24 protein-coding genes are annotated in these 26636 nt (G+C 46.6%); 15 read left to right on the top strand and 9 right to left on the bottom strand.

Annotated elements, in window-relative coordinates; genetic code table 11:
• Positions 1 to 18 precede the first annotated feature (18 nt).
• Positions 19 to 534 carry a peptide-methionine (S)-S-oxide reductase MsrA gene (gene msrA, locus DC345_RS08685; RefSeq protein ID WP_024629294.1) on the bottom strand — a complete coding sequence of 172 codons (516 nt, stop codon included), beginning with the start codon at positions 532 to 534 and terminating at the stop codon, positions 19 to 21.
• A gap of 51 nt (positions 535 to 585) precedes the next feature.
• Complete coding sequence (locus DC345_RS08680) at positions 586 to 1236, bottom strand: Crp/Fnr family transcriptional regulator (protein ID WP_258530588.1); 651 nt, start codon at positions 1234 to 1236, stop codon at positions 586 to 588.
• Between the two features lie 119 nt (positions 1237 to 1355).
• Between DC345_RS08680 and DC345_RS08675 the strand changes: the two genes are divergently transcribed.
• On the top strand, positions 1356 to 2165 hold the full coding sequence (locus tag DC345_RS08675; RefSeq protein ID WP_113052736.1) for an HAD hydrolase family protein: 810 nt from the start codon (positions 1356 to 1358) through the stop codon (positions 2163 to 2165).
• Between the two features lie 94 nt (positions 2166 to 2259).
• On the opposite strand, the gene DC345_RS08670 is transcribed toward DC345_RS08675, so the two are convergent.
• Positions 2260 to 2892 (bottom strand): LysE family translocator, encoded by a 633-nt coding sequence (locus DC345_RS08670; protein ID WP_113052735.1) that lies wholly within the window; start codon positions 2890 to 2892, stop codon positions 2260 to 2262.
• Positions 2893 to 3164: 272 nt separating this feature from the next.
• Here DC345_RS08670 and DC345_RS08665 point away from each other — a divergent pair, with 272 nt between their 5' ends.
• Entirely contained in the window at positions 3165 to 3725 is a 561-nt protein-coding gene (locus tag DC345_RS08665) for a flavin reductase family protein (protein WP_113052734.1), read from the top strand.
• 512 nt (positions 3726 to 4237) lie between these two features.
• Complete coding sequence (locus DC345_RS08660) at positions 4238 to 6328, top strand: acyltransferase family protein (protein WP_113052733.1); 2091 nt, start codon at positions 4238 to 4240, stop codon at positions 6326 to 6328.
• 167 nt (positions 6329 to 6495) lie between these two features.
• Here the strand turns inward: DC345_RS08660 and DC345_RS08655 are convergent, their stop codons facing one another.
• Positions 6496 to 7602 carry an FAD-dependent monooxygenase gene (locus tag DC345_RS08655; RefSeq protein ID WP_113052732.1) on the bottom strand — a complete coding sequence of 369 codons (1107 nt, stop codon included), beginning with the start codon at positions 7600 to 7602 and terminating at the stop codon, positions 6496 to 6498.
• Positions 7603 to 7855: 253 nt separating this feature from the next.
• A complete protein-coding gene (locus DC345_RS08650) occupies positions 7856 to 8380 on the bottom strand; it encodes an NAD(P)H-dependent oxidoreductase (protein ID WP_053783691.1) in 525 nt (174 codons plus the stop codon).
• 189 nt (positions 8381 to 8569) lie between these two features.
• Between DC345_RS08650 and DC345_RS08645 the strand changes: the two genes are divergently transcribed.
• On the top strand, positions 8570 to 9052 hold the full coding sequence (locus DC345_RS08645) for a MarR family winged helix-turn-helix transcriptional regulator (protein WP_113052731.1): 483 nt from the start codon (positions 8570 to 8572) through the stop codon (positions 9050 to 9052).
• Between the two features lie 87 nt (positions 9053 to 9139).
• Here the strand turns inward: DC345_RS08645 and DC345_RS08640 are convergent, their stop codons facing one another.
• Positions 9140 to 9439, bottom strand: coding sequence for a hypothetical protein (locus DC345_RS08640; RefSeq protein ID WP_113052730.1), 300 nt, complete (start codon positions 9437 to 9439; stop codon positions 9140 to 9142).
• Positions 9440 to 9654: 215 nt separating this feature from the next.
• Between DC345_RS08640 and DC345_RS08635 the strand changes: the two genes are divergently transcribed.
• The 3 genes from DC345_RS08635 (at position 9655) to DC345_RS08625 (ending at position 13550) form a co-directional block, all read left to right on the top strand.
• Entirely contained in the window at positions 9655 to 11679 is a 2025-nt protein-coding gene (locus DC345_RS08635; protein ID WP_113052729.1) for a Na+/H+ antiporter, read from the top strand.
• 88 nt (positions 11680 to 11767) lie between these two features.
• Positions 11768 to 12706, top strand: coding sequence for an aldo/keto reductase (locus tag DC345_RS08630; RefSeq protein WP_113052728.1), 939 nt, complete (start codon positions 11768 to 11770; stop codon positions 12704 to 12706).
• Positions 12707 to 12773: 67 nt separating this feature from the next.
• Positions 12774 to 13550 (top strand): polysaccharide deacetylase family protein, encoded by a 777-nt coding sequence (locus DC345_RS08625; RefSeq protein ID WP_113052727.1) that lies wholly within the window; start codon positions 12774 to 12776, stop codon positions 13548 to 13550.
• 135 nt (positions 13551 to 13685) lie between these two features.
• Here the strand turns inward: DC345_RS08625 and DC345_RS08620 are convergent, their stop codons facing one another.
• Together DC345_RS08620 and DC345_RS08615 are read right to left on the bottom strand one after the other, a co-directional pair.
• Complete coding sequence (locus DC345_RS08620) at positions 13686 to 15227, bottom strand: DHA2 family efflux MFS transporter permease subunit (protein WP_076289412.1); 1542 nt, start codon at positions 15225 to 15227, stop codon at positions 13686 to 13688.
• An 8-nt stretch (positions 15228 to 15235) separates the two neighbouring features.
• A complete protein-coding gene (locus tag DC345_RS08615) occupies positions 15236 to 15871 on the bottom strand; it encodes a biotin/lipoyl-containing protein (protein ID WP_113052726.1) in 636 nt (211 codons plus the stop codon).
• Between the two features lie 200 nt (positions 15872 to 16071).
• Here DC345_RS08615 and DC345_RS08610 point away from each other — a divergent pair, with 200 nt between their 5' ends.
• From DC345_RS08610 to DC345_RS08600, 3 genes are all read left to right on the top strand, one after another.
• Positions 16072 to 16542: a hypothetical protein gene (locus tag DC345_RS08610; RefSeq protein ID WP_113052725.1), complete on the top strand. Its 471-nt coding sequence runs from the start codon at positions 16072 to 16074 to the stop codon at positions 16540 to 16542.
• 126 nt (positions 16543 to 16668) lie between these two features.
• Positions 16669 to 16875, top strand: coding sequence for a YwbE family protein (locus DC345_RS08605; protein WP_063564738.1), 207 nt, complete (start codon positions 16669 to 16671; stop codon positions 16873 to 16875).
• A gap of 21 nt (positions 16876 to 16896) precedes the next feature.
• The gene (locus tag DC345_RS08600) at positions 16897 to 17487 is read left to right on the top strand and encodes a DUF4269 domain-containing protein (protein ID WP_113052724.1); all 591 of its coding nucleotides are present in this window, start codon (positions 16897 to 16899) and stop codon (positions 17485 to 17487) included.
• Positions 17488 to 17500: 13 nt separating this feature from the next.
• On the opposite strand, the gene DC345_RS08595 is transcribed toward DC345_RS08600, so the two are convergent.
• Positions 17501 to 18937 (bottom strand): hypothetical protein, encoded by a 1437-nt coding sequence (locus tag DC345_RS08595; RefSeq protein WP_113052723.1) that lies wholly within the window; start codon positions 18935 to 18937, stop codon positions 17501 to 17503.
• 368 nt (positions 18938 to 19305) lie between these two features.
• Here DC345_RS08595 and DC345_RS08590 point away from each other — a divergent pair, with 368 nt between their 5' ends.
• The 5 genes from DC345_RS08590 (at position 19306) to DC345_RS08570 (ending at position 26516) form a co-directional block, all read left to right on the top strand.
• On the top strand, positions 19306 to 21105 hold the full coding sequence (locus DC345_RS08590) for a sensor histidine kinase (RefSeq protein ID WP_113052722.1): 1800 nt from the start codon (positions 19306 to 19308) through the stop codon (positions 21103 to 21105).
• On the top strand, positions 21080 to 22699 hold the full coding sequence (locus DC345_RS08585) for a response regulator transcription factor (protein WP_181586523.1): 1620 nt from the start codon (positions 21080 to 21082) through the stop codon (positions 22697 to 22699). Before DC345_RS08590 ends, DC345_RS08585 begins: the two co-directional genes overlap by 26 nt.
• 183 nt (positions 22700 to 22882) lie before the next feature.
• Positions 22883 to 23878: an ABC transporter permease gene (locus DC345_RS08580; protein WP_181586522.1), complete on the top strand. Its 996-nt coding sequence runs from the start codon at positions 22883 to 22885 to the stop codon at positions 23876 to 23878.
• Between the two features lie 17 nt (positions 23879 to 23895).
• Positions 23896 to 24804 (top strand): carbohydrate ABC transporter permease, encoded by a 909-nt coding sequence (locus DC345_RS08575; RefSeq protein WP_053783705.1) that lies wholly within the window; start codon positions 23896 to 23898, stop codon positions 24802 to 24804.
• 182 nt (positions 24805 to 24986) lie between these two features.
• Positions 24987 to 26516 (top strand): ABC transporter substrate-binding protein, encoded by a 1530-nt coding sequence (locus DC345_RS08570; RefSeq protein WP_113052720.1) that lies wholly within the window; start codon positions 24987 to 24989, stop codon positions 26514 to 26516.
• The last annotated feature ends 120 nt before the right edge of the window (positions 26517 to 26636 follow it).

The following is a 26636-nucleotide window of genomic DNA, read 5'->3' as shown; positions in this document are numbered from 1 at the left end:
CTTTACGATTTAAAGAGATTAACTCCAATATTTCTTAATAATTTCATCGCGTCCGGAATAAATCCGGGATTCTTTATAATATTTTGGATCTTTGCGGTGGAAATTTTGATGATATTCTTCTGCCGGATAAAATACGGAGGCTTCCTCAATGGCAGTAACAACAGGTTTATCGAATCGGCCTGTTTTGCCGAGTTCCTCTCGTGATTTCAGGGCCAATTGGCGTTGTTCTTCATTGTGATACAGAATGGCAGCCCGATATTGGCTCTTACGATCATTACCCTGACCTGTTGCATCTGTCGGATCGATCTGTGGCCAGTAAAGCTCAAGCAATTTCTCATACGGGAAAATGGCTGGATCAAACGAGATTTGCACAACTTCCAAATGTCCTGTTTCCCCGGTCAATACTTGCTCATATGTAGGGTTTTCTACGGTTCCACCCATGTATCCGGATATAATTCCGTGAATGCCGGGTTGCTCTTCAAAAGGACTTACCATACACCAGAAACATCCCCCGGCAAACGTTGCTTTTTCGATCACTGCTATTCCCCATTTCTCAGTTGTGTTTAATCAAGATTACTATGAAAGCTAGTCATAACGCAATCCATTTGATAGTTCATCCACCCGCTCCCAATCGAGCACAACAAAACCTTTTCTTTTTTTGCACAGGATTTCCAGATCGGACAGTTTCTGAATGAGGCGATTTAAGTGTCGGGGTGTTGTACCGATTACGGATGCTATTTCCGGAATGTGAGGCGTGCTTATTTCCTTGCCAAACTCTTTGGGCAGACGAGTGGACATCAAATAGATAGCGAACCGTTCTTCAACGGAGGATAGTGAGTTGATTCGGGATGCCGCTGTACATGTCTGCAGTTTATAGGACAGATGTTTGAGCATTTCATTCAAAAAACGATAATCCTGCATTAATTTTCGTTCAACGAATTCTATGTCTAAAAACAGGAATTTGGAGGGCTGCACAGCCTGCACCTGTGACTGTACAACCACTTTCTGAATCAATTCAATATCACCAAAGATAGACAAGGGGTGGCAGAAACGCAGCAAAAGAGACTTACCAGTCTCGACACTTGAGGAGACTCTGGTCAGACCTTCCACTTGAAAGTAAAGACCATCCAACTCATTGCCTTCGGAAAGAACATATTCATCTGAATCATATTCCCGAAGCTGAATGGGAAGCAAAGCAGCGTCGGCAAAGATTTGTTCCAAATTAAAAAGGGACATGTAAGATTGTATTTTTTCATATTCCCTGTACATTTTCATTTTTTTTCACCTCAAATGGACATCGGTCCTTTTCATTATATATGAACTTGATATGATTAGAAAAACGAGGGGGAATGATGATGAAATTTGTGTTTGATCTGGATGGAACGATCTGTTTTCATGGGAAACCGTTAACCAGTGAAATGGTACAGACATTGGACTTTCTCATGGAGAAAGGTCATGAACTTATTTTTGCATCTGCACGACCAATCCGTGATTTATTGCCTATTCTGCCCGTCCATATGCAGCATTTCCCGATGGTAGGGGGTAATGGAGGGTTTGTGTATCGCAGTGGGCTTGAGGTTTCCACAGTTTATTTGGAAGCATCCATTGCGGACCATATACTGACGTTATTGAAGCAGCATGAAGCAGAGTATCTCATTGATTGTCAATGGGATTACTGTTATTCAGGCAACCCGGAGCATCCTATTCGAACCAATCTGGACCCCGAGTGCAGAGCGAAGAACATATTGCTGGAGGAATTAACCCAGATTGTGAAGGTGGTCGTCCTAAGCAGCCGTAATCACCAGGAGATGCTTGAGGCGTTACGGAACCTTCCTGTGGTGACCTACATGCATGGAACAGAGAATATCATCGATATTAGTCCTGAGGGCGTGAATAAATGGACAGGACTGCAAGCACTTGGGGTCTTTTCCCATGATTTCATTGCTTTTGGAAATGATGCGAATGATATTCCCATGTTTGAGTATGCGAGTCGTTCCATTTGTGTGGGACAACATGAGAAGCTAGCTCAGATTGCGAGTGAAAGGGTAGAGAGCCAAGAGAAGAATGTCATGGACAAAATTATTGAAATTGCAGAAAGATTGGAAGAAGAAAGCAGTATATTTGACGAGTCAAAGGTAGAGGTCGAAGATAGTGCAACAGGATGATCACTAACGGGATTTAGCATTAGAGATAATCTAAAAATCAAGAAGGAGTCCGCCATTAGTGGACTCCTTCTTTCTCATAACAAGCCTCTCTCTTCTAAACGTAACTGATGATCCCCATGATGAACTCATAGAGGAAGTATAGGGAAAATCCAAATAGCAGTATTCCGGCTATGACGGAAACCCAGCGAATCATGGAGCGACTCATTACTCTTCTAGTAACCGACACCACCGACAAAAGCCCCAAATCGTGAATTAGAATACCACTCATTACGCCGCATGCTGCGATAGCAAAGCTGGCTGAATGTGCTGAGCTATAGGAATCAGATAACACTGCACCGAATACGGAAACCCAAAAAATCAGATTCCCTGGAGATACGGCGACAAGTAACCCATTGCGATATGTACTAAAGAATGATTTCTGTGTCTTTTCGTCTGCGGGAGTAATATCTTTATCCGCATTCTTAATGGAATCGTAGCCCAGATAGGCCAGAAATCCTGCACCTACCAGCCAAAGCGGGATCTGCACATACGGCAAGGCCAGTACAGAAGCGAAGCCAAAGTACATGGCGAGTATAAGCGTAACATCAATCGTCATCCCACCGAGCCCAACTGCCCATCCGTGGATAAACCCATTTTTCAAACCTTGCTTTGTCATTTCTACAGTAATTGCTCCGACTGGCATGGCAATGGCAAGACCAATCAAGAAATATTTTAGATAAACTTCCATTTCACATCCCTTTCATCTCAGTTGATTCATCTTACTGTTGTAAAGTAAAAATGTATTTTTTAATTTAATACACCTATCTTCGAATATCAAGTGAAAAATAATTGGGGAAATTCAGCAGTGGCCCCGTTTTCGCTAATATTTTCGTATGTTCAAAAAGTGATTAGTGCTGAAGGAAGTAATTCTTTTTCATCCTTTACTTATATTGTATAATTATGGATGAGAAAACGGCCTATTACAGCTTTAGGTCCTATTGAAAACGAAGAGGTGATCAGATGCGGAAACCGATAGATGAACCTATGTTTTATTCGTATCCAGGCATGGTGGCGGTAGTGACATCCCGTCATAAGGACATTCAGAATGTGATGGCTTCAGGTTGGCATACCTATATTGGATCGTCTCCCGGAATTTACGGGATATCGCTGAGGAAGGAAACGTACTCTTATGAATTGATTGAGCAGAGTGGAGTATTCGGGGTACACTTTCTTCCGGGTCATCATTCGGAGTGGATTCAGGCTGCGGGAACCTTCAGTGGAAGAGACACAGACAAATTCTCGAAATTCGGGATTACATACGAAGAAGGAATCAAAGTGAATGTACCAATTCTGACCGAAGCTTATTTTGCTTACGAGTGCAAGATTATCGATATCACAACGTATGGGGATCATGAATGGATTGCAGGTGAAGTGTTACAGCGGTATCTAGACACGGAATACTTCCTGGACAATGGAATGGTTAATCTGGACAAATTGCAGATTCCAATGTACATAGGACGATCCTCTTATCGGATTCTCAATGGGAGTGCGGAAGAGAAGGTTCATCCGTTTTACCTCTAGGGTCCTAGGCACCAAGATGCAATTATGAGCAAAACTTTCAATCCGGCAAGAGATAGGTTTATAATGGTTATTGGCTGCTGAGCAAGTCGGCAGCCTTTTCCTATTGGCGCGAACACTCCACAGACCCTCAGAGGGATCTGCTCATATATGAAATAAAAGGCAAGGTAATATTAGCCATTCCATGAAAAATGCTGTATTTAACAATAAAATTAGAGTATGATTTTACAGCTATATATGCTTGGCAGGAAAGGTTACATCGTTTCATTGGATTGTAACTATTGCTGTAATTTGTGAATAATCTTTCGGGCGTATAATGCTAAACGGGAGATAACAACAAAGATATAAAGAAATCGTAATCATAAAACATCATGGTTAAGTAACTCGTCTTCTTTATGTTGTAAATGAATGATGGAAGGTGCAATACGTATGTTAATGACAACCAGAACCACAAGGAGTTCTCGAACGCCCCAGACATGCATGATGTCGACTCACATTGTCAAGGAGGGGCTCGCATGTCACAATCGTTGAAAAGCAAGCGACATATGAACGGACTGGATGGTTTGCGAGCCATCGCTGTGCTTGCAGTTATAGGGTATCATCTGAATTTAGGTTTTATTCCGGGCGGTTTGCTCGGTGTAGGCATTTTCTTTGTTCTATCAGGGTATTTGATTACAGACATTCTTTTGACACAATGGCAGGAGCATGGCCGGATATCGCTCGGTGATTTCTGGGTGCGAAGAGTAAGGCGCTTGTTACCTGGCATGATCACGATGACAGCGGTGGTGATGATTTGGTTGCTCTGCACAGATCCAGCTCGACTCGCTGCGTTGCGTGGTGACATTGTCTCGGGAGTATTATACATAAGCAATTGGTGGTATATCTTTCATAACGTTTCCTATTTCGAAAGTTTCGGCCCTCCATCACCCTTTGGACATTTCTGGTCGCTGGCTGTGGAAGAACAGTTTTACATTGTATGGCCCCTTCTACTGGTCGCAGCAATCGTCTTGTTCAAAAGAAAGGGATGGCTGGTCGTCTTTATTGTCGTGGCAGCTGAATTGTCTGCTGGTGCAATGGCCATCATGTATAATCCGGATCTAGACCCGAGCCGTGTTTATTATGGAACAGACACAAGAGCATTTGCTCTACTGGCTGGTGCTGCACTGGCCGTGGTATGGCCGAGTCGCAAACTATCGTCATCCCTTGCCCGCATCAATCGCCTTGTCCTGGACGTGTTAGGCTTAGCTGCGCTTGCTTGGTTGATCTACATGATGCTGAATAGCAGTGAGTACGACCCTTCATTGTATCGAGGAGGAATGGTACTTCAGGCCATAGCGACGACACTGCTCGTAGCTGTATTGGCTCATCCATCATCCTTCCTGGCAAGGCTCATTGGCGCTAAGCCATTGCGCTGGATTGGTGAAAGGTCCTATGGTTTATATTTGTGGCACTATCCTGTCATTATTCTAACGAGTCCAACGGTAGACACGGGTGGAGCACATCCTGTGCGAATGGTTTTGCAGGTTGCAGCAACGGTTGCACTGGCCTCCTTGTCACTTAAATATATTGAAAATCCAATACGTTACAACGGATTTCGCGATTCCTGGTCCCGGTTATGGGGAAGAGGGCGCAATACAACAGGTATTCGCAACGTATGGTGGAAGCGCGCTGGATTGCTGATGAGCATTCTGTTAATGTGCTTTACAGTGTCACAGATGATGATTACTTCAGCAGCGAATTCTGATTCCCATTCGGTATCGATGTCGGCTACGCTGAATGGAGATCATTCCGTAACGGAGGAAAAAGGGCAGGATGTTCTTCCAGCAACAGTGAGCACTTCTGGGGCGGACAACCAACCTGAGCCACAGAAAAACGACAAACCAGCAGCGAACGAAAATCCACCAGGTAATGGAGAACAGCAAACGACGAAGCCAGATAAGGCTCCCCAATCTGAGGAGCCAAACTCAGGTGAGCAGAAAGGCTCAACCCCCGGCGACTCGAACCACGCTGTTGGTAAACCCAAAGGCAGCAACGAAAATCCGGGAAATCCAGAAGACGACGGTAACGGACAACCGGAGGATCCGGTTAATACGTCAGATTCCTCCAAAGAGGAAGTGGAAACAGCCCCTCCAGCCAAAGACGGAAAAGTTCATTATACGATCATTGGAGATTCGGTTATTTTGGACGCCAAGCCTTATCTTGAACAAACCATTACTGGTGTGCACGTGGACGGTCATATCGGCCGTCAGATGTGGGAGGCTGCCGATGTATTGGATGGCCTGAAGAGAAATAATCAAATGGGCAGTCAGGTCGTACTGGAGCTTGGAACCAATGGTTCCTTCAATTCCAAAAGTCTAAATTCTGTGCTGGATTATTTGAAAGATGAAGAACATGTGTATCTGGTTACCGTGCGAGTTCCTCGTCCATGGGAACGAACCGTGAATAAAGCATTGAACGAAGCGGCTTCCGATTATAGCAATGTATCTCTCATTGACTGGCACACTGCAAGTGAGGGACATGACGAATATTTCGAAAAGGATGGCGTACATCTGACGAAGGAAGGTTCGGAAGCATTTGCAGCACTTGTGAAAGACAACATGAAATAAATCAGAACTTATCTATTCATTTATTTATAGTTCATGAATGTTTACGGCCCCAAATTAGAGACATTAAGGTTAACTCCATAAAAGAAGAACAAAACAGCCGATGCTTCCCTAACAGGGAGTCATCGGCTGTTTTGTTGATTAACGCTGTATGTGAATAGCACACATCATTATTGATAAGATTCGTATCGCTGCTGGAACGAAGACTCCATCTCCAGTTGCTTAGCCAACTGCTGCTTCACTTTTTCTCCACGTCTGGCTTGCAGCTCTTGCAGCTGTTCTGTAGAGCTGAATTGATCGGCGGCCATATCAATGAGCAGCTCTGCGAGCACGTCCGCATCTTCCAATGCTGCATTCAATCCAAAAGCGCCCGTTGGAGTCATCGTGTGAGCGGCATCCCCAAGCAAGACTATGTTGTCCTTCGCCCACGAATCGGCAAAACTGCTCTCTACGGATAACAAAACAAAATCACTCCAGGTTTGGATATGTTCAGCTACCGAATCAGCGAGACAGGGAAAGGCCGCCACGAGTTTCTGTACAAAGGGAGCAAAAGGCTGTTCACGCAGCTTAGAGAAGGACCCTTGCGGAATGTTCCATCCGATCTGTACGTAACCTCCGAATTGTGAGAATAACGCCAACTGCTGCCCATCCATACTGGCCATCCGAACAGCAGGTTCCCAGCCTGCTGGAGCAGGAATGCGAGCCCATAACAGGTCGTATCCATGTTTGCGGATATCCGGGGTCAGACCAGCGTGTCTGCGTACAGCTGAATATCTGCCATCTGCACCAACAATAACCGCTGCTTCAATGGAAGCAGGTCGTCCTTCTTGCCGAATGTTGATGCCAACCGTGTGGTCAGCCTTATTTCGTAACAACCCAGTCATAACCGTATTATAAAGAACTTGTTCGTTTCCCTGGTGCTGTGATTGTGACACGATGACTTCCAGCATATGATCCTGCGGCACGTGAATGCCTACATGGGATTCTTGCTCTCCAGGGAAAATGGTGTGGATGATCTGACCATTCTCCCAATATTGAATTTGCTCCAGGGGCAGCACGCCACGCTGGGTGACAGCAGCGTATAACCCATGCTTGTTCAATACATGTTCACCATCTGCATTGAGCACTTCGCCACGAAACGACTTAAGCAGGTGCGGCTGGCGCTCGATCAGAATGGTGGATATTCCCTGCTGTCTCAGCAGGAATGAGAGTAGAGCCCCTCCAGGGCCAGCTCCCACAATACAAACGTCAGTTTTTAAATTCGTATTTTGATTCATGTGTAAAATTCCCTTGCAATATAATGGATGAAAATCGTATTACTTTATAATAACAGATTTATAAAAATCATTAAGTAACTAAAAGTAACTTCAAAGATATACGTTATTATAAACAAATTCATTCCAATATTGCAATAGAATCATTCTATTTTTATACAGTAAGGGGGATTCAAGCCTGCGGTATTGCTTTTTCAGTTTATGAGCGCAGGCCTGATAAGAACAGCAAATTCTTTTATAAAAAATACTCTGATTACTATGTGATCAATCGGTTGGTTATGCGAGCCACACGTTCTCCCAGAGCTTTACCCAGTGCTATGCCTTGTTCGCTGAGCAGATCATCACTGTCCACCGGGCAAGTCACCCCAACACCGTAATAGGAGCCATATAATGCATTATCTGCAAAGTTCCCAGGTAGCCCGGTAATAATCATGCCCTGATGAAGCATCGGTGTCAGCAAATGAATCAACGTTGATTCCAGTCCACCATGTTCGGTGGCGATGGTACAGAACACTGCGCCGACTTTGTCTACAAGTTTGCCCTCTGCCCAGAGGTAGCCCAACTTGTCGATCCATTTTTTCAAACCCGAACTGATGGAGCCAAAATGCCCGGGGCATCCCCAGATAATGGCGTCCATTTCCACCAGCTTGTAGATGTCGGCTTCTTCAGTGGAATGCAAATGAACGGTTGCACCATGTACACTGGCTGCGCCAGCAGCAATCGATTCGGCAAGCGCTCGTGTATGCCCGCCTTCACTATCGAAAACAATATAAATGTTCATTGCTTGATTCCTCCTTGTGTGGTTATCTGTTCATGCTATAAGGTAGCTTGTCACATGAAACCGCAAAATAAGCATGAACTTTACAGACAAGTAAAGGGTTTTGGGAAACAAGCGCATTTTTCACAAACAAAATAGTACAAATATGTTACAATATAAGGTAGGTTATGATCAAAGGTAGGAGGAACGTTTATGAGCCCGGATACGGAGCGAAACTCTCAATTGGCAAATGTGGATCAATTGTTGGAGGCCTTCTTCAGATATAAGAATAAAGTATTGGATCAGCAGCAAAGGAATGAAACAAACTGCAAATTGAATCCGACGAAAAGTCATATATTGGGCATGATTTTACGTGAAGAACGCTGTATGGCTGTGGATGTGGCCAGACAACTTAGTTTATCTTCGGGAGCAACTACGATTGTGCTGAACCAACTGGAGAGCGAAGGTCTAATCCAGCGGGTGCGCAGTGAAGAGGACAGAAGAATTGTATGGTTGTCCTTAACGGAAGAAGGGCAGCAGCTTGCAAAAACGTTGATTAATAATCGCGGTCGGATGACGTGGGAACTTTTGCAGGCGCTTACGGAAGAGGAACAACTGCAGATGTTTGGCATGCTGAAGAAGATTGAGTTAAAACTGTTAGAGAAAATGAAAACGTTGGAACAAACGCATCGCTAAATATTTGGTGTGTAAAACGCCAGTCTTTAAGAATTTGAGCCCGCTTTGGGACTTGAATCTTGAAGGCTGGCGTTTTAATTTTTCCAATCAGAGATGGAAGCGTTGAATGTGATCGGTCAGACCTTCCTGGATCAGAATTTCCTTCTGTTTTTTACCGAGTAGGTCAAAATGGGGAAAAGGCTGACGCCGATGGATGTAACGTGGGTCGAGTCCATGCTCTCTACACCAGTCCTCAAGCCGTTTCAGATCTGCACAGCCCACTTTGGTCACACTGGTAATGCCCGGAAAACGGTTGTCGATCCAGAAATGAGTAAGATAGGCAAGGTCGCCACGAGATACACGTTCTTTCCACTCGGCCAGTTCCTGTCGTTTAATTCCAAATGCCATAGACACCAAGTTCCTTTCCAAACGGGTATTGTCCTGAGCATATTGTAACATCTTATAAACAGAACCAATCAGAAATCTGCAATCGGACTGTTGTCCATTCGCTTTAGACGGGTACTGAATATGACAACATTTTTATAATAAACTTTGGTTTATGTTAAAATAAGGCTATACAAAATGGTTTTCACCACTTCATTTTTCGGAAAGGGATTGTCATCATGGAACTATTTATCGCCGTGCTTGTTTTGCTGGTACTGATCGGTTTATCGAATATTTTGAACCGGTTTGTACCCTTTATCCCCGTTCCGTTGATTCAGATTGTTCTCGGTGTAGCCATTGCATTATTACCTGCGGGTGTACATCTGCCACTGAATCCGGAATTATTTTTCGTGCTCTTTATCGCTCCGTTGTTGTACAACGACGGTAAGCGAACACCGAGGCACGAGCTGTGGAATTTAAGAGCGCCTATCCTTTTGTTAGCTCTGGGCCTTGTATTTGTCACGGTTGTTGTGGCTGGATACGCTATTCATTGGCTCATTCCAACTATTCCGCTTCCTGCGGCTTTTGCACTTGCGGCAATTTTGTCCCCCACAGATGCTGTGGCTGTAGGTGCCATGGCAGGACGGGTGCATTTACCCAAGAGCATACATAGGCTTCTTGAGGGAGAAGCATTGATGAATGATGCATCCGGTCTGGTTGCATTCAAGTTTGCGATTGCCGCAACGGTTACAGGGGTATTTTCCCTTGCCCAGGCGTCGTTTAGTTTTATACTTATCGCCATTGGCGGGTTGTTGATCGGTGCCTTGTTATCGTTCCTGTTGATCCGATTGGGTGTCTGGATTCGCCGTTTGGGTATGGAAGATGTCACCATTCATATGTTATTGCAAATTTTAACTCCCTTCGTCATTTATCTAGTAAGTGAAGAGGTAGGTGTTTCGGGTATTCTTGCGGTCGTCGCCGGCGGCATCATTCATGCTATTGAGCGTGACCGGACCGAGTCTGTGCAACTGAAGATGCAGGTGGTATCTGCCAGTACCTGGTCTGTCATTTTATTTATTTTGAACGGATTGGTCTTTGTCATTCTGGGGGTACAGATCCCGGATGTGCTGAGTACTATCTTCGAGAATGTCTCGTTTGATAACCTTCAAGTACTTGGCTATGTGGGCCTCATTTCAGTGCTGTTGTTGGTGCTTCGTTTTGTCTGGATCTATCTGTTCTGGAAAGGGAATGAAAATTCAGGTGAGGCGTTGTCGAGTGGTAAGCCCCGGCTGAAAGAAATTACGATTATTACTCTTTCGGGTGTGAGAGGGGCTGTAACACTGGCGGGGGCATTCTCCATTCCTTATGTGCTTCAGGACGGGTCTCCTTTTCCTGAAAGGGATCTGATTATATTCCTGGCGGCAGGTGTGATTCTGTTCACTCTGATTGCTGCAAGTGTGTTCCTTCCCATTCTTGCGAAGAACGAAGAAAAAGCGGAGGAGGGAACACCGCAAACGACGGAACGAAAAGCACAGGGCATTATGCTGAATGCTGCCATTCGTGCAGTGAAGTCGGAAATGAATGATGAGAACAAAGCGGCTGCACTTGCGGTTGTTTCCGATCTGTCGAAATATATCAGGCAGGCGGCTGGCGAGCTTACTGCGGGTAAGCGCAAGGATATTTTGAAACAGGAAACAGCAATTAATCTCATCGGTACACGAGCTGAACGCAAGGAAATTGAGAATATGATGGATGAAAATGTAATTGCTTCGGAAGCCGCCTTTAAATGTAACAGCTGGCTGGATCGTAAGGAAATGATGCTTGCGAATCGTACAAATACCCAGATGATGTTCTCGCTCAGTGAAATCGGACGAGTGTTTGGACATGTGTTTACAAATCGTTCTAAAAAGCCGGATCAGCCATTTATGCTTGAAAATGCGGACCTGTTCCGTCAAGTGAAGATGCGTACCTCTGAAGCAGCGATTAAGGCGATTCGTGCTCATATGAACGATAGTAACCGGATTGTCGCTTTGTCGGTTATCTCCAGATATGAACGGGTTATTGCCAAATTGCGGACCTGGAATCAGGGCAAAACCGAAGACCCATTTGATCAGGAAAAGCTGGAGTTGCAAATGGTGGCGATTCAGGAACAGCGAAATACCATACAGCAGTTATACGAAAATGGTGAAATCAACCGTGATGTGGCTGCTAAACTTCGTCGATTCATCAATGATGTGGAAGCTACTGCGTTGAAAAACACTTAATCCGATAAACCCGATATTTTAAATATGCTTAAGCCTCTGATATAATATGATTTGAGTTACCAACGCGCAGAAAAGGAGATGGATGAGAATGGCAGAACAACGTACTCGTTTGGGTAAAACTGATCTGATTGTTAACCCGATTGGATTGGGGGCAAATGCAGTAGGAGGGCATAACATCTATCCGAATATGCTAAATGATGAGACAGGCAAAGAGGTCGTTCGTACGGCTTTGAAACAGGGCATTAACTTTTTGGATACAGCTTTCATCTATGGACCTGAGCATTCAGAACGGTTAATTGGTGAAGTGCTGAAAGAGACGGGTCAGCGCCAAGATACGATCATAGCTACGAAAGCAGCACATAAATTTGTGGATGGCAAGGTAGTTTTTGATAACTCGCCTGCTTTTCTCATAACCTCTGTAGATGAGGCTTTGCAACGCCTTCAGACCGATTATATCGACTTGTTCTATATTCATTTCCCGGACGAACATACACCTAAGGATGAAGCTGTAGGTGCGCTGAAACGTTTGAAGGACGAAGGTAAAATTCGTGCTATCGGAGTTTCCAACTTCTCCATTGATCAGCTGCGTGAGGCGAATCGGGATGGAGATGTGGATGTACTGCAGTCTGAGTATAATTTGTTCAAAAGAGAAGCGGAGAAGGAATTACTGCCATATACGGCAGAGCATAATATTTCTTTTGTACCTTACTTCCCTCTGGCAGCAGGTTTGTTGGGAGGCAAATATAATCGTGATACAACCTTCCAGGATGGCCGGGCCAAGAACCCGTTATTCACCGGGGAAGCCTTTATTCAGAATCTGGACAAGGTGGAACAACTACGCAGCATTGCACAGTCCAAGGATGCTGAGGTCGCACATCTCGTTCTGGCCTGGTACCTGACTCAGCCGTCCATTGATGCGCTCATTCCTGGTGCCAAGAAACCGGAGCAGGTCATCAACAATCTGAAAACACTGGATGTTGAACTTACAGCTGAGGAAATTGCAGTCATTGATCAAATATTTCGTTAATTAGTTCTAATGAATCGGGAAATGCTAACAGGGAGTTTACGTTTGAAGATAAAGAGAGGACATAAACATGAACCTGAAGGCAGCCCGATACATCGGATTGTGTACGCTGGTTTTTTTGCTTGGTAGCAGTTCTGCCTACGCCAAACCTGTACAGAAGAATCGACAGTATTATGAGGAACGGGGAGAGATTGTGTGGGAGGTTCCCACACATGATAAACTCATCGCACTGACCTTTGATGATGGACCTGATCCGGTCCAGACACCGCAGATTTTGGCTTTGCTCGAGCAATATCAGGCCAAAGGCACTTTTTTTGTGCTTGGCAAATGGGCGGAAAAGTTTCCTGACCTGATTAAACAGGAGCAGCGGGAAGGACATGAAATCGCCAATCATACGTATGCACATACGTACGCGGTCAGGTCAACAAGGGCGGATAAGTACAGCCATGAAATGAACATAGCGGAGAAATCCATTGTTGGAGCAGGGGCGCATCGTCCCACGTTGTTTAGACCCCCGGGAGGCTATTACAATGACATGGTCATTCAGGTCGCCAAGCAGCAAGGCTATACGATTGTGCTATGGTCCTGGCATCAGGACACACGAGATTGGGCTTCACCAGGCGTATCAGCCATTGTGAACAAAGTGCTGAAGAACGCACGTAACGGGGATATTGTTCTGTTTCATGACAAGGTGGAGGGCAAGTCCCAAACGGTTGCCGCGTTAAAAACGATTCTGCCTAAATTGCAGGAGCAAGGTTATCGCTTTGTAACCGTATCGGAATTGCTTGCCGTTAAGGCGAGAGAGGCTGCCAAGGATGACAATTCATCCTTACCTCAGCATCCATAGTGCAAGCCAAAAACCGCAGGTCTCTGGATTGAAGAGACTTGCGGTTTTTTTATTGTTTCATTTTATCTGAGCAAAGCTTGCATATCTGTTCTGTGATATAGGGTTATATAGGGGGATAGGGTTGCCAAGGACATTTTAGCGTTCAGGCTTGACTTTGCGAGGACGGGAACGAGCCCGCCGCAGGAACAACGACAGAAACAGGCCAATGATCGAAATCCAGGTCGCTACAATGAAAGCATCATTAATGCCTTCAATGGTTGAAGTCTGAACAGCGATACCATATAGCTGTTGTAACGCAAGGCTTGAACCTTGTTCAGGCGGCATTCCAGCCGCAGTTGCCATTTGCGTGCCGAGTATACCCACTTGTTCCGTCAGGGCCACATTGGTTGTGGTCACGGTGTTGCTGTAATCCGCCAAATGAATGCCTGCACGTGTCGCCATTACGGTGATGAGCAGGGCTGTCCCAATTGAACCTGCGACCTGTCTGACCGTATTGGACATGGCCGTACCATGACTGGTGAGATGAGGCGGCAATTGGTTTAACCCCTCTGTCTGTACAGACATCATCAGCATGGACATGCCGAAGCTGCGGAATGTATATAGCATCATGATGTGACCATAGGGCGTCTCTCCCGTCAACTTGCTAAACTCGAAGGTGGAGATGGCGGTAATGATCAAACCGACAATGGCGAGGGGGCGAGAGCCGATTCTGTCAAACAGCGCTCCTGAAATGGGAGACATGACGCCCATTAGCAATGCACCAGGCAGCAGCAGCAAGCCGGATTGCAGGGGAGAGAATCCCCTTATATTTTGCAGATAGATCGGTAACAGCAGCATTCCGCCAAAGAGTGCCATGTTAATCGTTGCACTGACCAGCGTCGAGATGGTGAAAATGTCGTATTTGAATACACGAAATTCCAGCAAAGGGTTCTTCATGGCCGTTTCTCTGAGGACAAAGAAAACGATGAAGAGTACTCCGATAATCAGTGTCAACAGCACAGTTGCACTGGTCCAGCCTTTATCTCCGGCAGAGCTGAATCCATATAACAGAAAGCCGAAACCGATGGTGGAGAATAATGCGCCAAAACCATCAAATTTCGGTGATGTAAGTTTGGACACATTCTTGAGCCAAATGAAGGCAAACAAAATATCAAGCAAGGCAAGCGGGATGACCATATAGAACAGAATGCGCCATGTATAATGTTCCACAATCCATCCAGATAAGGTCGGGCCAATGGCCGGAGCAAACATCATGGCAATGCCCATCGTGCCCATGGCAGTTCCACGTTTCTCAGGAGGGAAAACAGTCAGAAACACGTTCATAACCAAAGGCATAATAATACCAGCCCCACTGGCTTGTACGATACGACCGATAAGCATGACCGTGAATCCAGGACTGATGGCACAGATCAACGAACCTAACGTAAACAACAGCATCGCAGTCACGAATAATTTGCGGGTTCCGAACGATTCGATCAAGTAGGCGGTAATCGGAATGAGTACCCCATTCACCAGCAAATAGGCTGTGGACAGCCACTGCACGGTCGTTGCTGATACGTTAAAGTCATTCATCAGATGGGGGATGGCTACATTGAGCAAAGTTTGGTTCAGAATGGCGATAAAGGCGCCGAGCAGCAGGACAGCGATGGTTTTTCCAAGAGGTACTTGATTATCCATCGGCAGCCTTAGATATGAACGCGCACGGTAGCGCTCATGCCGGGAACCACACCCAGTCCTTTATATCCTTCGATCGTAATGATAATCGGGATGACTTGTGTTACTTTGGTGTAATTCGCATTCGTATTGGACGACGGCAGCAGTGAAAAAGAGGAAGCAGTGGCAAGTCCGATCTGGTCTACCTTGCCTGTCAACGTAGTGTCTGGAAAAGCATCGATATATACATCGACGATCTGACCCGCTTTAATCTTATCAATCGCGGTCTCGTCCACATTGGCTGTCACGTACAGGTTATTGAAATCATAGGCCCGTGCGAGAGGCGAACCGGCAGATACTAGTGAATTTTCGACGGCGGTCTGTTGTACAATGGTGCCATCAACAGGCATCGTCACAGAGGTTGATTTTCCCGCAGCGGTTACGGTGGCTACAGTATCCCCCGCATTAAATGTTGTACCTACCTTGCCTTTCCAGGATCGAAGTTCACCGCCTACTGCGGAAGCTACGGAGATAGGCTGCCCGGTAACAAGTGCATTGTCAGTTTTAACGTAGCTGGTGGATTGGTTGTAATAGTAGATTCCGGCCGCTCCGGCTCCCAAAATCACCAGTATAACAATGATATTGATCAAAATGGCACGTGAATTCATGCTGATCATTCCTCCTCAATTCGGTTTTCTGTAAAGCTTCTCTTCAATTGGTGCTGAAAGTCTTCTGCTGACAATCCTGTTTGGAGCATTCCCGCTACTTTGTCGCTCTATACGAAACAAGGTGAAATATTATTCGCAGAATAGGGCACCAATATATTGATTAAAGCTGCCTACAGGCGGATGATAAGGAGGATGCTCATATGTTGATTATTTTGGCGGTAATCGTTGTTATTGGGGTTGTGTTTCTGATGATTTATAACTCCAGATCGTCTCGCAAGGCTGCAGAAGCACGAGCTTCCAAGATAGCAGAGGTGGATGAAGGGCCTGTCCTGTTGCATGAAGAAGATCAAACTCTGAACGAAGACCGGATATACGAACAGGCGGATCATACAGAGGTATTAGAACATGAAAACCACAGCCGAACGGAAATCCACGAGATGGATTCCACATCGGAAGTGGCTCCTTCACCTCAGAAAAGAGAGACGCAGACTACAGACGGTGATCAAGCTTATCGTCAAGCATTGCTTCATTTCCGTAAACCTGCCGAAGTGGAAGAGGAAGCGGTGCTGACGGAGACAAAAGAACCTGAAAAGAGTGCCGATGAAGTCTATCGATCAGCTCTGAAAGTGATGAAAAGCAAATCCTCTGAGCCCTCTTCGAAGCGGAAATGACTGGTCAATTATGTTTTTGAACATTGAACATGGCTTTCGTTTTCAATCCAAAACGTCTACAATAGATGAAGCTTTGTGAATTATGGCTACATGACATGGAAAACGTTGAAGAGGAGAGGGAAACCCATGAACGGACAACAACGAGTAAATATCAAACCGGGTCTTGAAGTGGATATCGTGCTCAAGCAGGATCAGCCTACAGGCAAACTGACACGCGGCATCGTGAAGGATTTGTTGACCAAATCGCCTACACACCCGCATGGGATTAAAGTGCGTTTGACCAGTGGACAGGTAGGTCGTGTCAAACAAGTCGTTACAGGAGCCTCGGAATGAACCAGTGCCAGAGGTTGTGAGATGATTACAACAACGGATGTAATGACACATCTAGCCTCGGGTAACGAGCGTCAGCAGGATGCATATAGGGTGCTGCAATCCAGTGGATTGATGAGCATATTGGCTGCCTACCAGCCTTATCCGGCTGGAACAGTGCCGATTGATATTGATATTCCCGGAAGTGATCTTGATCTATTATGTGAGGCAGCGGACCTCGAGGCGTTCGAAACCTTCGTGCACCGACAATTGGGCGGTATGCAGGGTTTTCGATGCGACCGGGGAGATGGCCGTGCTGGCCAGCGTCCTTATGTGACCTGTTGTGTGAATATCGGAAACTGGCCTATAGAGATCTTCGCTCAGTCCCTATCAGTACGCAGGCAAAATGCTTATATTCACATGCTGGTAGAGTGGGAATTATTGCAACTCTGGGGTGCAGCAGGACATCGGGAGATTCGCAAACTGAAGCTGGAAGGCTGGAAGACGGAGCCTGCATTCGCTGCGGTCCTGGGACTTCAGGGAGACCCTTATGAGGAAATGCTTCATCTGGCCGCGATGAGCAAGGATGAGCTTTGGCGATGGGCCCGCTTGCGTACGTCTTTTCAGTTCGAATAGCATGTTTACGCAATCAGATTATAAAGATAGCCACAATGGTAGTAACAGTTAACCCCAGCAGTACCGGTTTTAGATTACGGCGTGCCAGTTCAAATGGGCTGACTCCGCAAATGGCAGCGGCTGGAATTAAGGCCCATGGAATTAAGGTCCCACCGCCTACCCATATGGCGGCGACCTGACCCAGTGCCGTCAATACGGGTGCGGAATCTGCCGAGCCTGCAAACATGGACGCAATGGAGCCGACGAGAGATATTCCTGAGAAACCCGAACCATCCATTCCCGTGACCGCTCCGGTCACAGTCATCGTTATAGCACCCACCGTATTATTCAGTGGCACTAGCCCTGCAAGAGCAACCCCTAAATCATTCACAATACCGTGTGATCCAGCAGGCAGCGGGTTGTTGAACAACTCTGTAATCGCAGCATCCCCAAGATAAAAGAAAGCGGCAATTGGTATGACAGGACCAAACACCTTGAACCCGAACTGAAATCCTTCGATTAAATAGTTTGTTGTTTCTTCCGGACCTGTATGGCGATGCGCGGCAAGAGATACGGCAATCAGAATGAGCACGGCTGTTCCACCAATTAACGCCGTGGCATCACCGCCTTGCAGTTGAAGTAAAAACATCAGAATGACATCGACTAAGAATAATAACGGGATGATTAGAGCGAAGGCCTTTTGCAGACGCGGCGGTATTGGTTGACGTTGAACGGTTGGTTCCTCGGAGAGCGGTGCAGAGTCTGACGAAGGAGGATTGACGGTTACTGCTTCACCAGAGATCGGATCACTAAGTTTAACGGGGGAACCTGACTTCATCTCTTTGCGGAGCATCCAGAATGCCGTTATAGTAGACACCGTTCCCATCACTATGACAAGCGGGATACTTGCAGTCATAACTGAGGTAACGGGAAGTCCTGCTGCATCAGCTGTCAGTTTGGGTGCCCCTTGGATAATGTAATCCCCTGATAAGGCAATTCCATGACCGAACAGATTCATGGCAATGGCAGCGCCGATGGGAGGAAGTCCGACTCGTACAGCTACCGGAAGAAGTACAGCCCCAACAAGAGCAACGGCAGGAGAGGGCCAAAAAAACAGTGATACGATCATCATAATGAATCCAATTCCCCAATAGGCGACCTGCGGAGAACGGATGAACCGGGTGAGTGGTGTAACCATGACTTCATTGATCCCTGTCCGAATTAACACCCGGCTCATTGCAACAATGATCGAGATGATAAAAATGGTGCTGAGCAGCTCTTTGGCTGCGTAGATAAAGCTGTTGAAGATTCCGGAAACCGATCCGCTTAATGTTTCAGTCGCCAGGAGTCCAATGGTCATGATACCTGCGACACAAATGATGGTTGTGTCTCTACGCCGTACCATGACGGCGATAATCAAGACGATAAATGCCAGATATACATAATGCAATGGGACGAGTTGAATATTCATCGGACATGCCTCCTTACATCCCTGGTGTCAATCCAAGGAGTGATATATCGTATGCATGTCATCACCGGGCGTTCGTGGAGTATGGAGAAGGATTTTTTTTACAGATGGAGAACTAATTAGAGCATGGGCCCTCGAACACGTACTAAAGCCAAGAATCGCAAGTCACCAGAATTGACATTGACAGGTCACGGAACCACATAGACAGATGCAGAAAGTATGACTACAATAAACATGCCATTATAAGGAAGAAGATGGAAGAAACACAGAGGTATAGCATCAGAACACGGAAGAAATCGTTTGATATTGATAGCGGTTACAATAACGTGCAACAGAACTGAAATCCAGATTAGACAAAAGGGCGGGAATTCATGAACTTCATCCGTTCACTGCGCTTTAAGTTTATTGTGGGTCTGACATTGATCATGCTGCCACTATTCATGCTGTTATATTACAACAACGTATACGCCATGAAAGTTGTACGTGACCAAGTGTCTCTCACTAATATGAATCATCTTGCAAAAAGTGTGGAGCAGAACGAGCGTGTGCTGCAGGAGACCAATCGTTATTTATACAGTCTGGGCGAGCGAGACCCGGACATTATCTCTCTGTTTTTTCTCAAATACGGCAGCGGCGATTATATTATTGCGAAACAGCGCATTATGAACAAATTCATGACCGATATCGGATTTTATAATCTGATCGATTCATTTTTTCTGTACGATGCTGTAAATGACGATCTGTTACTCGCTACCTCAGGCAATTATGATGTCAAAATGTCGATTGTGCAGGAGAGCATGCCGGTCCAAATGCAGCAGCTGGAGGGGGAGATCCAGAAGCCGGAGTGGAGCATCGTTCGGGGAGGCACATGGAATGCCTTGGTCAAAACGGTGCGGATCAACGCCCAGTTCTATGCGGGGGCACTGGTGGATATGAATGCACTGAATCACCCCGAGCAATTCACGGAATCCGGTGACCGGGGAGGTGCAGTCATCGTGGGGGCAGGTGGTGAGGCGCTGTCCGATTCAGCCCTGAACTCGGCACAAATTAAACTGGCCGCAGCCCATATCACGGGATTAAATAAGCCATACCAGGTGATCTCTGAAGTGACCTCCACAGGAAGTGCACGACAGTATCTGATGCTTGGCATTCCTTCAGCCATGTCTGAGATGAATTATATTGTCCTGCTGCCCGAAGAGGACATGATGCGAAACCTGCCATTTTTTCAGCAGATCATTCGCCTGCTTCCAATCGGTGCTGCGGTCATCCTGATCACAGCTATGATTTTTCTCAGACAGCTCCTGTTCCGTCCAATGAATGTGCTCATACGTGGAATGAGGAGGGTTAGCCGAGGAGAACTTGATGTTAGGCTTGAGACGCCGGCTTCATCTGAACTGGAGTTTGTGACACACAGCTTCAATCAGATGACAAGTGAGATCCAGCATCTGAAGATAGATGTGTATGAGGAGCAATTACGAACGAGAGAAGCAGAGTTTAAACAATTGCAGATGCAGATCAATCCTCATTTTTACCTGAATTCATTGAATATCATTCATAGCCTGGCTTCGTTGCAAAAGCATGAGTTGGTTCAGCAGATGGCGGGTCATCTGGCAGATTATTTCAGGTTCAGCCTGCGTGCAGGCAAACGTGTCATTCGATTGGATGAAGAATTGGAACATATCAGTCATTATCTGGAAGTCCAGAAGCTGCGGTTTCCCAACAAGCTGGATTTCGTTCTGGATGTTGAACCGAATCTTGGGCATTATGTGCTGCCTCCCTTAACGATTCAGCCTTTTGTGGAGAATGCCATTATTCATGGATTTCAGCGGCGCACAGGACCTTTTGTTATTTGCATAACAGCACGGAAGTCGAAAACGTTATCTGATCCTGAACCAACTTCGGTTCTTCAACTTTCGATTACAGATAACGGTGTTGGATTTGAGCAAGAAATTCTGGAGCGCCTTCAACAGGGACAATACGCCGAAGATCCGGGTGGACAGCACATTGGCATCTGGAACGTTATCCATCGGCTGCTTGTAAAGTACGGCGAACATGCCGGATTGCAATTCAGCAATCAGACTGAAGGAGGGGCAGCAGTCCATATTCATATGCCCGCCCAGACGGAAGAGGAAGAAGGGAGAGCCTATGCGGAACCTGTTAATCGTGGATGATGAAGTATACGCACTGCAAGCGATGGTGGAAGGGGTAGACTGGAGCCAGGCTGGAGTTGACCAGGTATTCAGTGCTGGTGATGCAGAAGAGGCAAGAACGGTGATGAAAGCCCATCCCATCGATATTATGATCTGTGATATTGAGATGCCGGGTGAAACGGGACTGGATCTGCAGAGCTGGGTGTTAAAGCATGATCCCGGCATGCTGACGATTTTTCTTACAGGTCATGCCCTGTTCGATTATGCCCAAACGGCAATCAAGCTGAACAGCTTCGATTATGTACTGAAGCCTGCTCCCGCAGACCAGCTGCTCAAGGTTGTGAGCCAGGCAATGGACAAAATCAAGGATGGCGAGCAGCGTTCCCGCACGAATGAAGTATATGAGACCGTGTATAAACGCTGGCAAACACATAAACCGCTGTTAACCGAGCGTTTCTGGAAAGACGCCATCTCACAGCGTGTAACCTTAACCCAGCAAAAGCTTCAGGAGCTGGCCGAGGTATATGGAGCCGAGATTGATCCACAAGTGCGCGTGTTGCCCATTGTCATATCCGTTGAAGAATGGGTGCGAGATTTCGATCTGCGTGATGAGGAGGTGCTGGAATATGCGCTCCGCAATGCTGCCAAGGAAATGCTGCTGGGTGACAAACCTGGGGAAGTGTTTCAGGACCATAGTGGGCTAAATATTGTGCTTGCATACGAACAGGACGGTATCATACCTACGGCGAGTGAGATGGAACAAGGATGTCAGAGTTATATCCAGGAGTGCAGCACCTACTTTTATTGCCGGTTGTCCTGTTACGTCGGAGTCCCGGTTGCTGTTACAGATTTACAGGGGATGCTGAATGAGCTGATGGACATGGAGCGTCGCAACATCAACGAGCTTGAGGGGGTCTTCATCTATGACGAGGTGGGCCGAGATACGGAGGATCGCTTTCTGCCAATACCGTGGTTTTCCGAGCTGTCCATCCTGTTCGAAACGGGAAAGTTTGACGATCTGCGTGAGCGTGTGGATGAAATCTTTGAATTACTGGCTGCACAGGAGCGTCTGTCACCCGAAATTTTGCGTTTGTATTATCATGCGATGCTGCATGTAATCTATCCGTTGCTTCATCAGAAAAATGTATCTGTACGCAGCCTGTATCCCGGAGAACGGGAGCCGGAAGAAAACGTTGTAACACGTTCGTTGCCCCAGCTGAAGCAGTGGACATTAGACCTGATCAGCCGTGCCATCCCGGTATTGTACCCGGACGATCACAGTCCAATGACGATTGTGGACCAGTTATGCATTTACATTGAAAATCATATTGGTGAAGAGCTGATGCGAGAAGAACTTGCATCCTTTGCCGGATTTAATCCGGCCTATCTATCCCGCTTGTTTCGTAAAGAAAAGGGCATGTCGCTTTCCGAATTCATTCTCCAGCGCAGAGTAGCCAAAGCGAAGACCTTATTGTCCCAGTCTACCGTGAAGGTGACGGATATCGCAGGCAAGGTCGGATATTACAATTACTCTCATTTTACGAAAATGTTCAAAAAGTGCACGGGCATTACCCCACAGGAGTTTCGCAAACAGTCGCGAACGGTACAGATTTGACGCAGCGTGCTGCGTCTTTTGTTTTTTTTGTGTTTTTGTGCCCTAAAGTCATAATTTGATAAGTGAACTGGTCACCACAGCAGATAGTGGACCTGAACGCCCCGCCGTATACTTGAACCACAGGAGACACAGCGGTGTTTCATCCTGAGGATGAAATTCAAGAGGAGTGAGGGAGATCAAGTTATGAAGACACAACCCCAGGTGGGTAAGGGAGCACATCTAGCGGATGGAAGGGACATACCGGATATATCAGCTCGAAAACGAAAGTCTGTCCTGTACAATCTAGGGAAATTCAAGGTTTTGTATCTCATGTTTCTGCCAGGCATTTTGTTTCTGCTGGTAAACAACTACATGCCGATGTTCGGCGTTCTGATTGCATTCAAAAATGTAAACTATGCCGACGGTATTTGGGGCAGTCCCTGGAGCGGCTGGGATAATTTCAAGTATTTATTCTCCACCAGCGATGCTTGGGAGATCACACGTAATACGCTCGCATATAACACCGTATTTATTGCGCTGAATTTATTTGTAGGTGTAGGACTTGCCATATTGTTGAATGAAGTGAAGAACAAGGCGATGTCCAAATTGTATCAGTCACTCATGCTGCTCCCGTATTTTCTGTCGATGATCGTAGTCAGCTATCTGGTGCTCGCGTTTCTCGGCAAGGATTCGGGTTTCATGAACTCGACGATTCTTCAGCTCTTTGGCGGACAACCAATTGATTGGTATTCAGAGCCCAAGTATTGGCCGTACATTTTGCCGCTGGTGAATACATGGAAAAATATCGGTTATTATGCCGTCATTTATCTGGCAGCGGTGGTAGGTATCGATGAGGAGTACTATGAAGCAGCTGTGCTGGATGGCGCGAGCAAGTGGCATCAGATTCGCTTCATTACCGTTCCGTTTCTCGTACCGCTAATCGTGATTATGACTCTGCTGCAGATCGGTCGTATTTTCTACGCGGATTTCAGTCTGTTCTACCAGGTTCCGCTGGAATCGGGCGCATTGTTCCCGGTCACGAACGTTCTGGATACGTATGTGTACCGAACCTTCCTTATTGGGGGCGATATCGGGATGTCCTCGGCAGCCGGGCTGTATCAGGCTGTGGTCGGATTTGTACTTGTACTGGTATCCAATACCATCGTAAGGAGAATGGACAAAGATAATGCATTATTTTGAGAGGAGGCAAGCCAGCTGTGAAATCACGTGATCCATTAGCCGTGTCGCGGCGTTCCGCGTCTATCATACACGCTATGTTTATATTCTATGCCATTGCCTGCATCGTGCCGATCCTGCTTGTCTTCGCAATCTCCTTCTCGGACGAAACGACGGTTATTGCGAACGGGTATAAGCTGATTCCGGAGAAGTTTAGCCTTACTGCCTATGAGTTTCTGTTCAAGGACATGGATCAGATCATCCATTCCTATGGCATTTCAATTATCGTAACCGTGATAGGTACAATAACGAGTGTAGCACTGACGGCATTGTACGCGTACCCGCTTTCCCGAAGAGATTTGCCGTATCGAGGTTGGTTCGCCTTTTTCATCTTTTTCACCATGCTGTTCAATGGCGGTCTGGTCCCTTGGTACCTCGTCTATGTCAACGTACTGGATTTGAAAAACTCGATTCTGGCACTGATCATGCCGCTGCTGTTGTCACCGTTCTTCGTGCTGGTCATGCGTACATTCTTCGCTAACTCCATTCCGGTATCGATTCTTGAATCGGCACGGATTGATGGAGCGGGTGAATTGAGAACGTTTACACGTATCGTGCTTCCGCTCTCCCTTCCGGTGATGGCGACCGTTGCGCTGTTCAGCACATTGAATTACTGGAACGATTGGTATCTCAGCATGATTTTTATATCTGATAACCGGACGATCAGTCTTCAGTACCTTATGTACCGGACGCTGCTCGATATTCAATATTTAACATCCAACTCCAATGTCTCTTCACAGATTTCGTCACAGGGCGGATTGTTGAATCTGCCGAATAAAACACTGCAAATGGCGATGGCTGTTGTCGGTATTGGTCCAATCGTACTGGCATATCCATTCTTCCAGCGTTATTTCATCAAAGGCCTAACAGTAGGTGCAGTGAAGGGGTAACTCCGGCCGGTTAGCGGAGAGGGTAACGGATAATCGAAGGTGGACCTGAGAGGGCATATACAAAAAGCAGCGAGTACAGGCACGCCGGAGGGCCGGCAAGCGAACGGACTTTTGCAGATTGGGGAACATTGCAAATTGGGGCAATCGGTTGCAGGGTCCAACATATGACGGGAGGGGTTCATTTGATTAGAACGTTTAAGGTATGGCCGCGTTTCGCGGCAGCAGTTATGGCGCTGAGCCTGGTGCTGGCAGGTTGCTCGTCAGACAAAGGCGGTACAACAACACCGGAAGCACAGGGTGGCGGTGCAACGGAGAGTGGCGGCAAGCCCTATGAAGTGACGTTGTATTATCCAGGGACACCACAGAAAGATGTAGCTCTGGTCGAAGCCGAGATCAACAAAAAGATGGAGCCAAAGATCGGGGCAACACTCAAAATCAATGCGATCGACTGGGGTCAGTGGGATAACAAGCTGAATCTTATGATCTCTTCCGGCGAAAAATCAGACATTATTTTCACGGCGGCTTGGCAGAATTATACGGTCAATGTAGCGAAAGGTGCTTTCTTGCCACTCAATGATCTGCTTGACAAGTACGGGCAGGATATCAAGAAAAATCTCGATCCGGCCTTTCTGGAAGGTTCTCAGGTGGATGGGGTGAACTATGGCGTTCCTACCAACAAGGAATTGGCGGCGACGCGTGGTGTGCTGGTACGTAAAGATTTGGCTGACAAATACAAGCTTGATCTGACCGCAGTAAAAACGTGGGCTGACCTGGAGCCCCTGCTCAAAACGATCAAGGAAAACGAGCCGGGTGTCACCCCGTTCTATATGTCCAACACCAATGGTAACGGCCTGCTGGAAAATCTGGACTGGGATTATCTTGGTGATGCATCCGTTCCAGGCGTCATCTCCAAAACAGCGGGTACAACGACGGTATTGAACGAAGTGGAGACCACTGAATTCAAGGAAGCTGCTGAGCTTGCACGCAAGTGGTATCAGGCTGGATACATTAACAGTGATGCAGCGACTTCCAATGTGTTCCCAAAAGATCAGGCGAAGGCAGGCAAGGCTTTCCTATGGACCGATGGCATGAAGCCGGGCAAGGATAAGGAAGAAGAAGGGTATGTCGGTTATCCACTGACACAGATTGAGATGACACAGCCTACGATTACAACCGGGGATGCTTCCGGTGCGATGCTGGCGATCTCCCGTTCCTCTGAGCAGCCGGAGAAGGCGATGCAAGTCATTAACCTTCTGCATTCCGACAAAGAAATCAACAACCTGCTCAACTTCGGTATTGAAGGCACGCATTATGTAAAAAAAGACGGACAGGACAACATTATTACCCTCCCGGAAGGGGTGGATGCGAACAGTCGCACATACAATCCAGGCGCACAATGGCAGCTGGGCAACCAGTTCCTGAACTATCTCTGGGATAATGAAGATCCGCAGAAATGGGAAAAGTTCAAGGAGTTTAATGCCAAAGGCGTTAAGTCACCTGCACTGGGCTTTACGTTCAATAGCCAATCCGTCAAAAACGAAATTGCTGCGGTCAACAACGTGAACAAACAGTTCAAACCGGGCATGACCTCGGGTGCAGTAGATCCGAATGAGATGATCCCGAAATATCTGGAGAAACTGAAAGCCGCAGGTATTGACAAAATCATTGCAGCCAAACAAGAACAGCTCGACGCATTCCTGTCCAAAAAGTAGACTTGAGTTGCAAAACCAAAGACGTTTTCGGTTAAAAACCGGAGCGTCTTTTTTTATTTGGATCACAAACCATAATAAGGAAAAATATGATATAATCAGGTGGTTGATTAGGGGGTGTTC

This window comes from Paenibacillus taichungensis, from assembly GCF_003287275.1.
GTDB classification, from domain to species: Bacteria; Bacillota; Bacilli; order Paenibacillales; family Paenibacillaceae; genus Paenibacillus; species Paenibacillus taichungensis_A.
The sequence above is the reverse complement of the archived record's forward strand: the minus strand, read 5'-3'. Positions and strand labels throughout refer to the sequence as shown.

Coding starts and splice junctions, on each gene's coding strand:
- DC345_RS08630 (WP_113052728.1), top strand. CDS start 11,768: ATGGCAGAACAACGTACTCGTTTGGGTAAAACTGATCTGATTGTTAAC.
- DC345_RS08665 (WP_113052734.1), top strand. CDS start 3,165: ATGCGGAAACCGATAGATGAACCTATGTTTTATTCGTATCCAGGCATG.
- DC345_RS08615 (WP_113052726.1), bottom strand. CDS start 15,871: ATGAATTCACGTGCCATTTTGATCAATATCATTGTTATACTGGTGATT.
- DC345_RS08620 (WP_076289412.1), bottom strand. CDS start 15,227: ATGGATAATCAAGTACCTCTTGGAAAAACCATCGCTGTCCTGCTGCTC.
- DC345_RS08645 (WP_113052731.1), top strand. CDS start 8,570: ATGAGCCCGGATACGGAGCGAAACTCTCAATTGGCAAATGTGGATCAA.
- DC345_RS08650 (WP_053783691.1), bottom strand. CDS start 8,380: ATGAACATTTATATTGTTTTCGATAGTGAAGGCGGGCATACACGAGCG.
- DC345_RS08610 (WP_113052725.1), top strand. CDS start 16,072: ATGTTGATTATTTTGGCGGTAATCGTTGTTATTGGGGTTGTGTTTCTG.
- DC345_RS08640 (WP_113052730.1), bottom strand. CDS start 9,439: ATGGCATTTGGAATTAAACGACAGGAACTGGCCGAGTGGAAAGAACGT.
- DC345_RS08590 (WP_113052722.1), top strand. CDS start 19,306: ATGAACTTCATCCGTTCACTGCGCTTTAAGTTTATTGTGGGTCTGACA.
- DC345_RS08605 (WP_063564738.1), top strand. CDS start 16,669: ATGAACGGACAACAACGAGTAAATATCAAACCGGGTCTTGAAGTGGAT.
- DC345_RS08655 (WP_113052732.1), bottom strand. CDS start 7,602: ATGAATCAAAATACGAATTTAAAAACTGACGTTTGTATTGTGGGAGCT.
- DC345_RS08580 (WP_181586522.1), top strand. CDS start 22,883: ATGAAGACACAACCCCAGGTGGGTAAGGGAGCACATCTAGCGGATGGA.
- DC345_RS08660 (WP_113052733.1), top strand. CDS start 4,238: ATGTCACAATCGTTGAAAAGCAAGCGACATATGAACGGACTGGATGGT.
- DC345_RS08680 (WP_258530588.1), bottom strand. CDS start 1,236: ATGTCCCTTTTTAATTTGGAACAAATCTTTGCCGACGCTGCTTTGCTT.
- DC345_RS08670 (WP_113052735.1), bottom strand. CDS start 2,892: ATGGAAGTTTATCTAAAATATTTCTTGATTGGTCTTGCCATTGCCATG.
- DC345_RS08625 (WP_113052727.1), top strand. CDS start 12,774: ATGAACCTGAAGGCAGCCCGATACATCGGATTGTGTACGCTGGTTTTT.
- DC345_RS08635 (WP_113052729.1), top strand. CDS start 9,655: ATGGAACTATTTATCGCCGTGCTTGTTTTGCTGGTACTGATCGGTTTA.
- DC345_RS08585 (WP_181586523.1), top strand. CDS start 21,080: ATGCGGAACCTGTTAATCGTGGATGATGAAGTATACGCACTGCAAGCG.
- DC345_RS08675 (WP_113052736.1), top strand. CDS start 1,356: ATGAAATTTGTGTTTGATCTGGATGGAACGATCTGTTTTCATGGGAAA.
- DC345_RS08595 (WP_113052723.1), bottom strand. CDS start 18,937: ATGAATATTCAACTCGTCCCATTGCATTATGTATATCTGGCATTTATC.
- DC345_RS08600 (WP_113052724.1), top strand. CDS start 16,897: ATGATTACAACAACGGATGTAATGACACATCTAGCCTCGGGTAACGAG.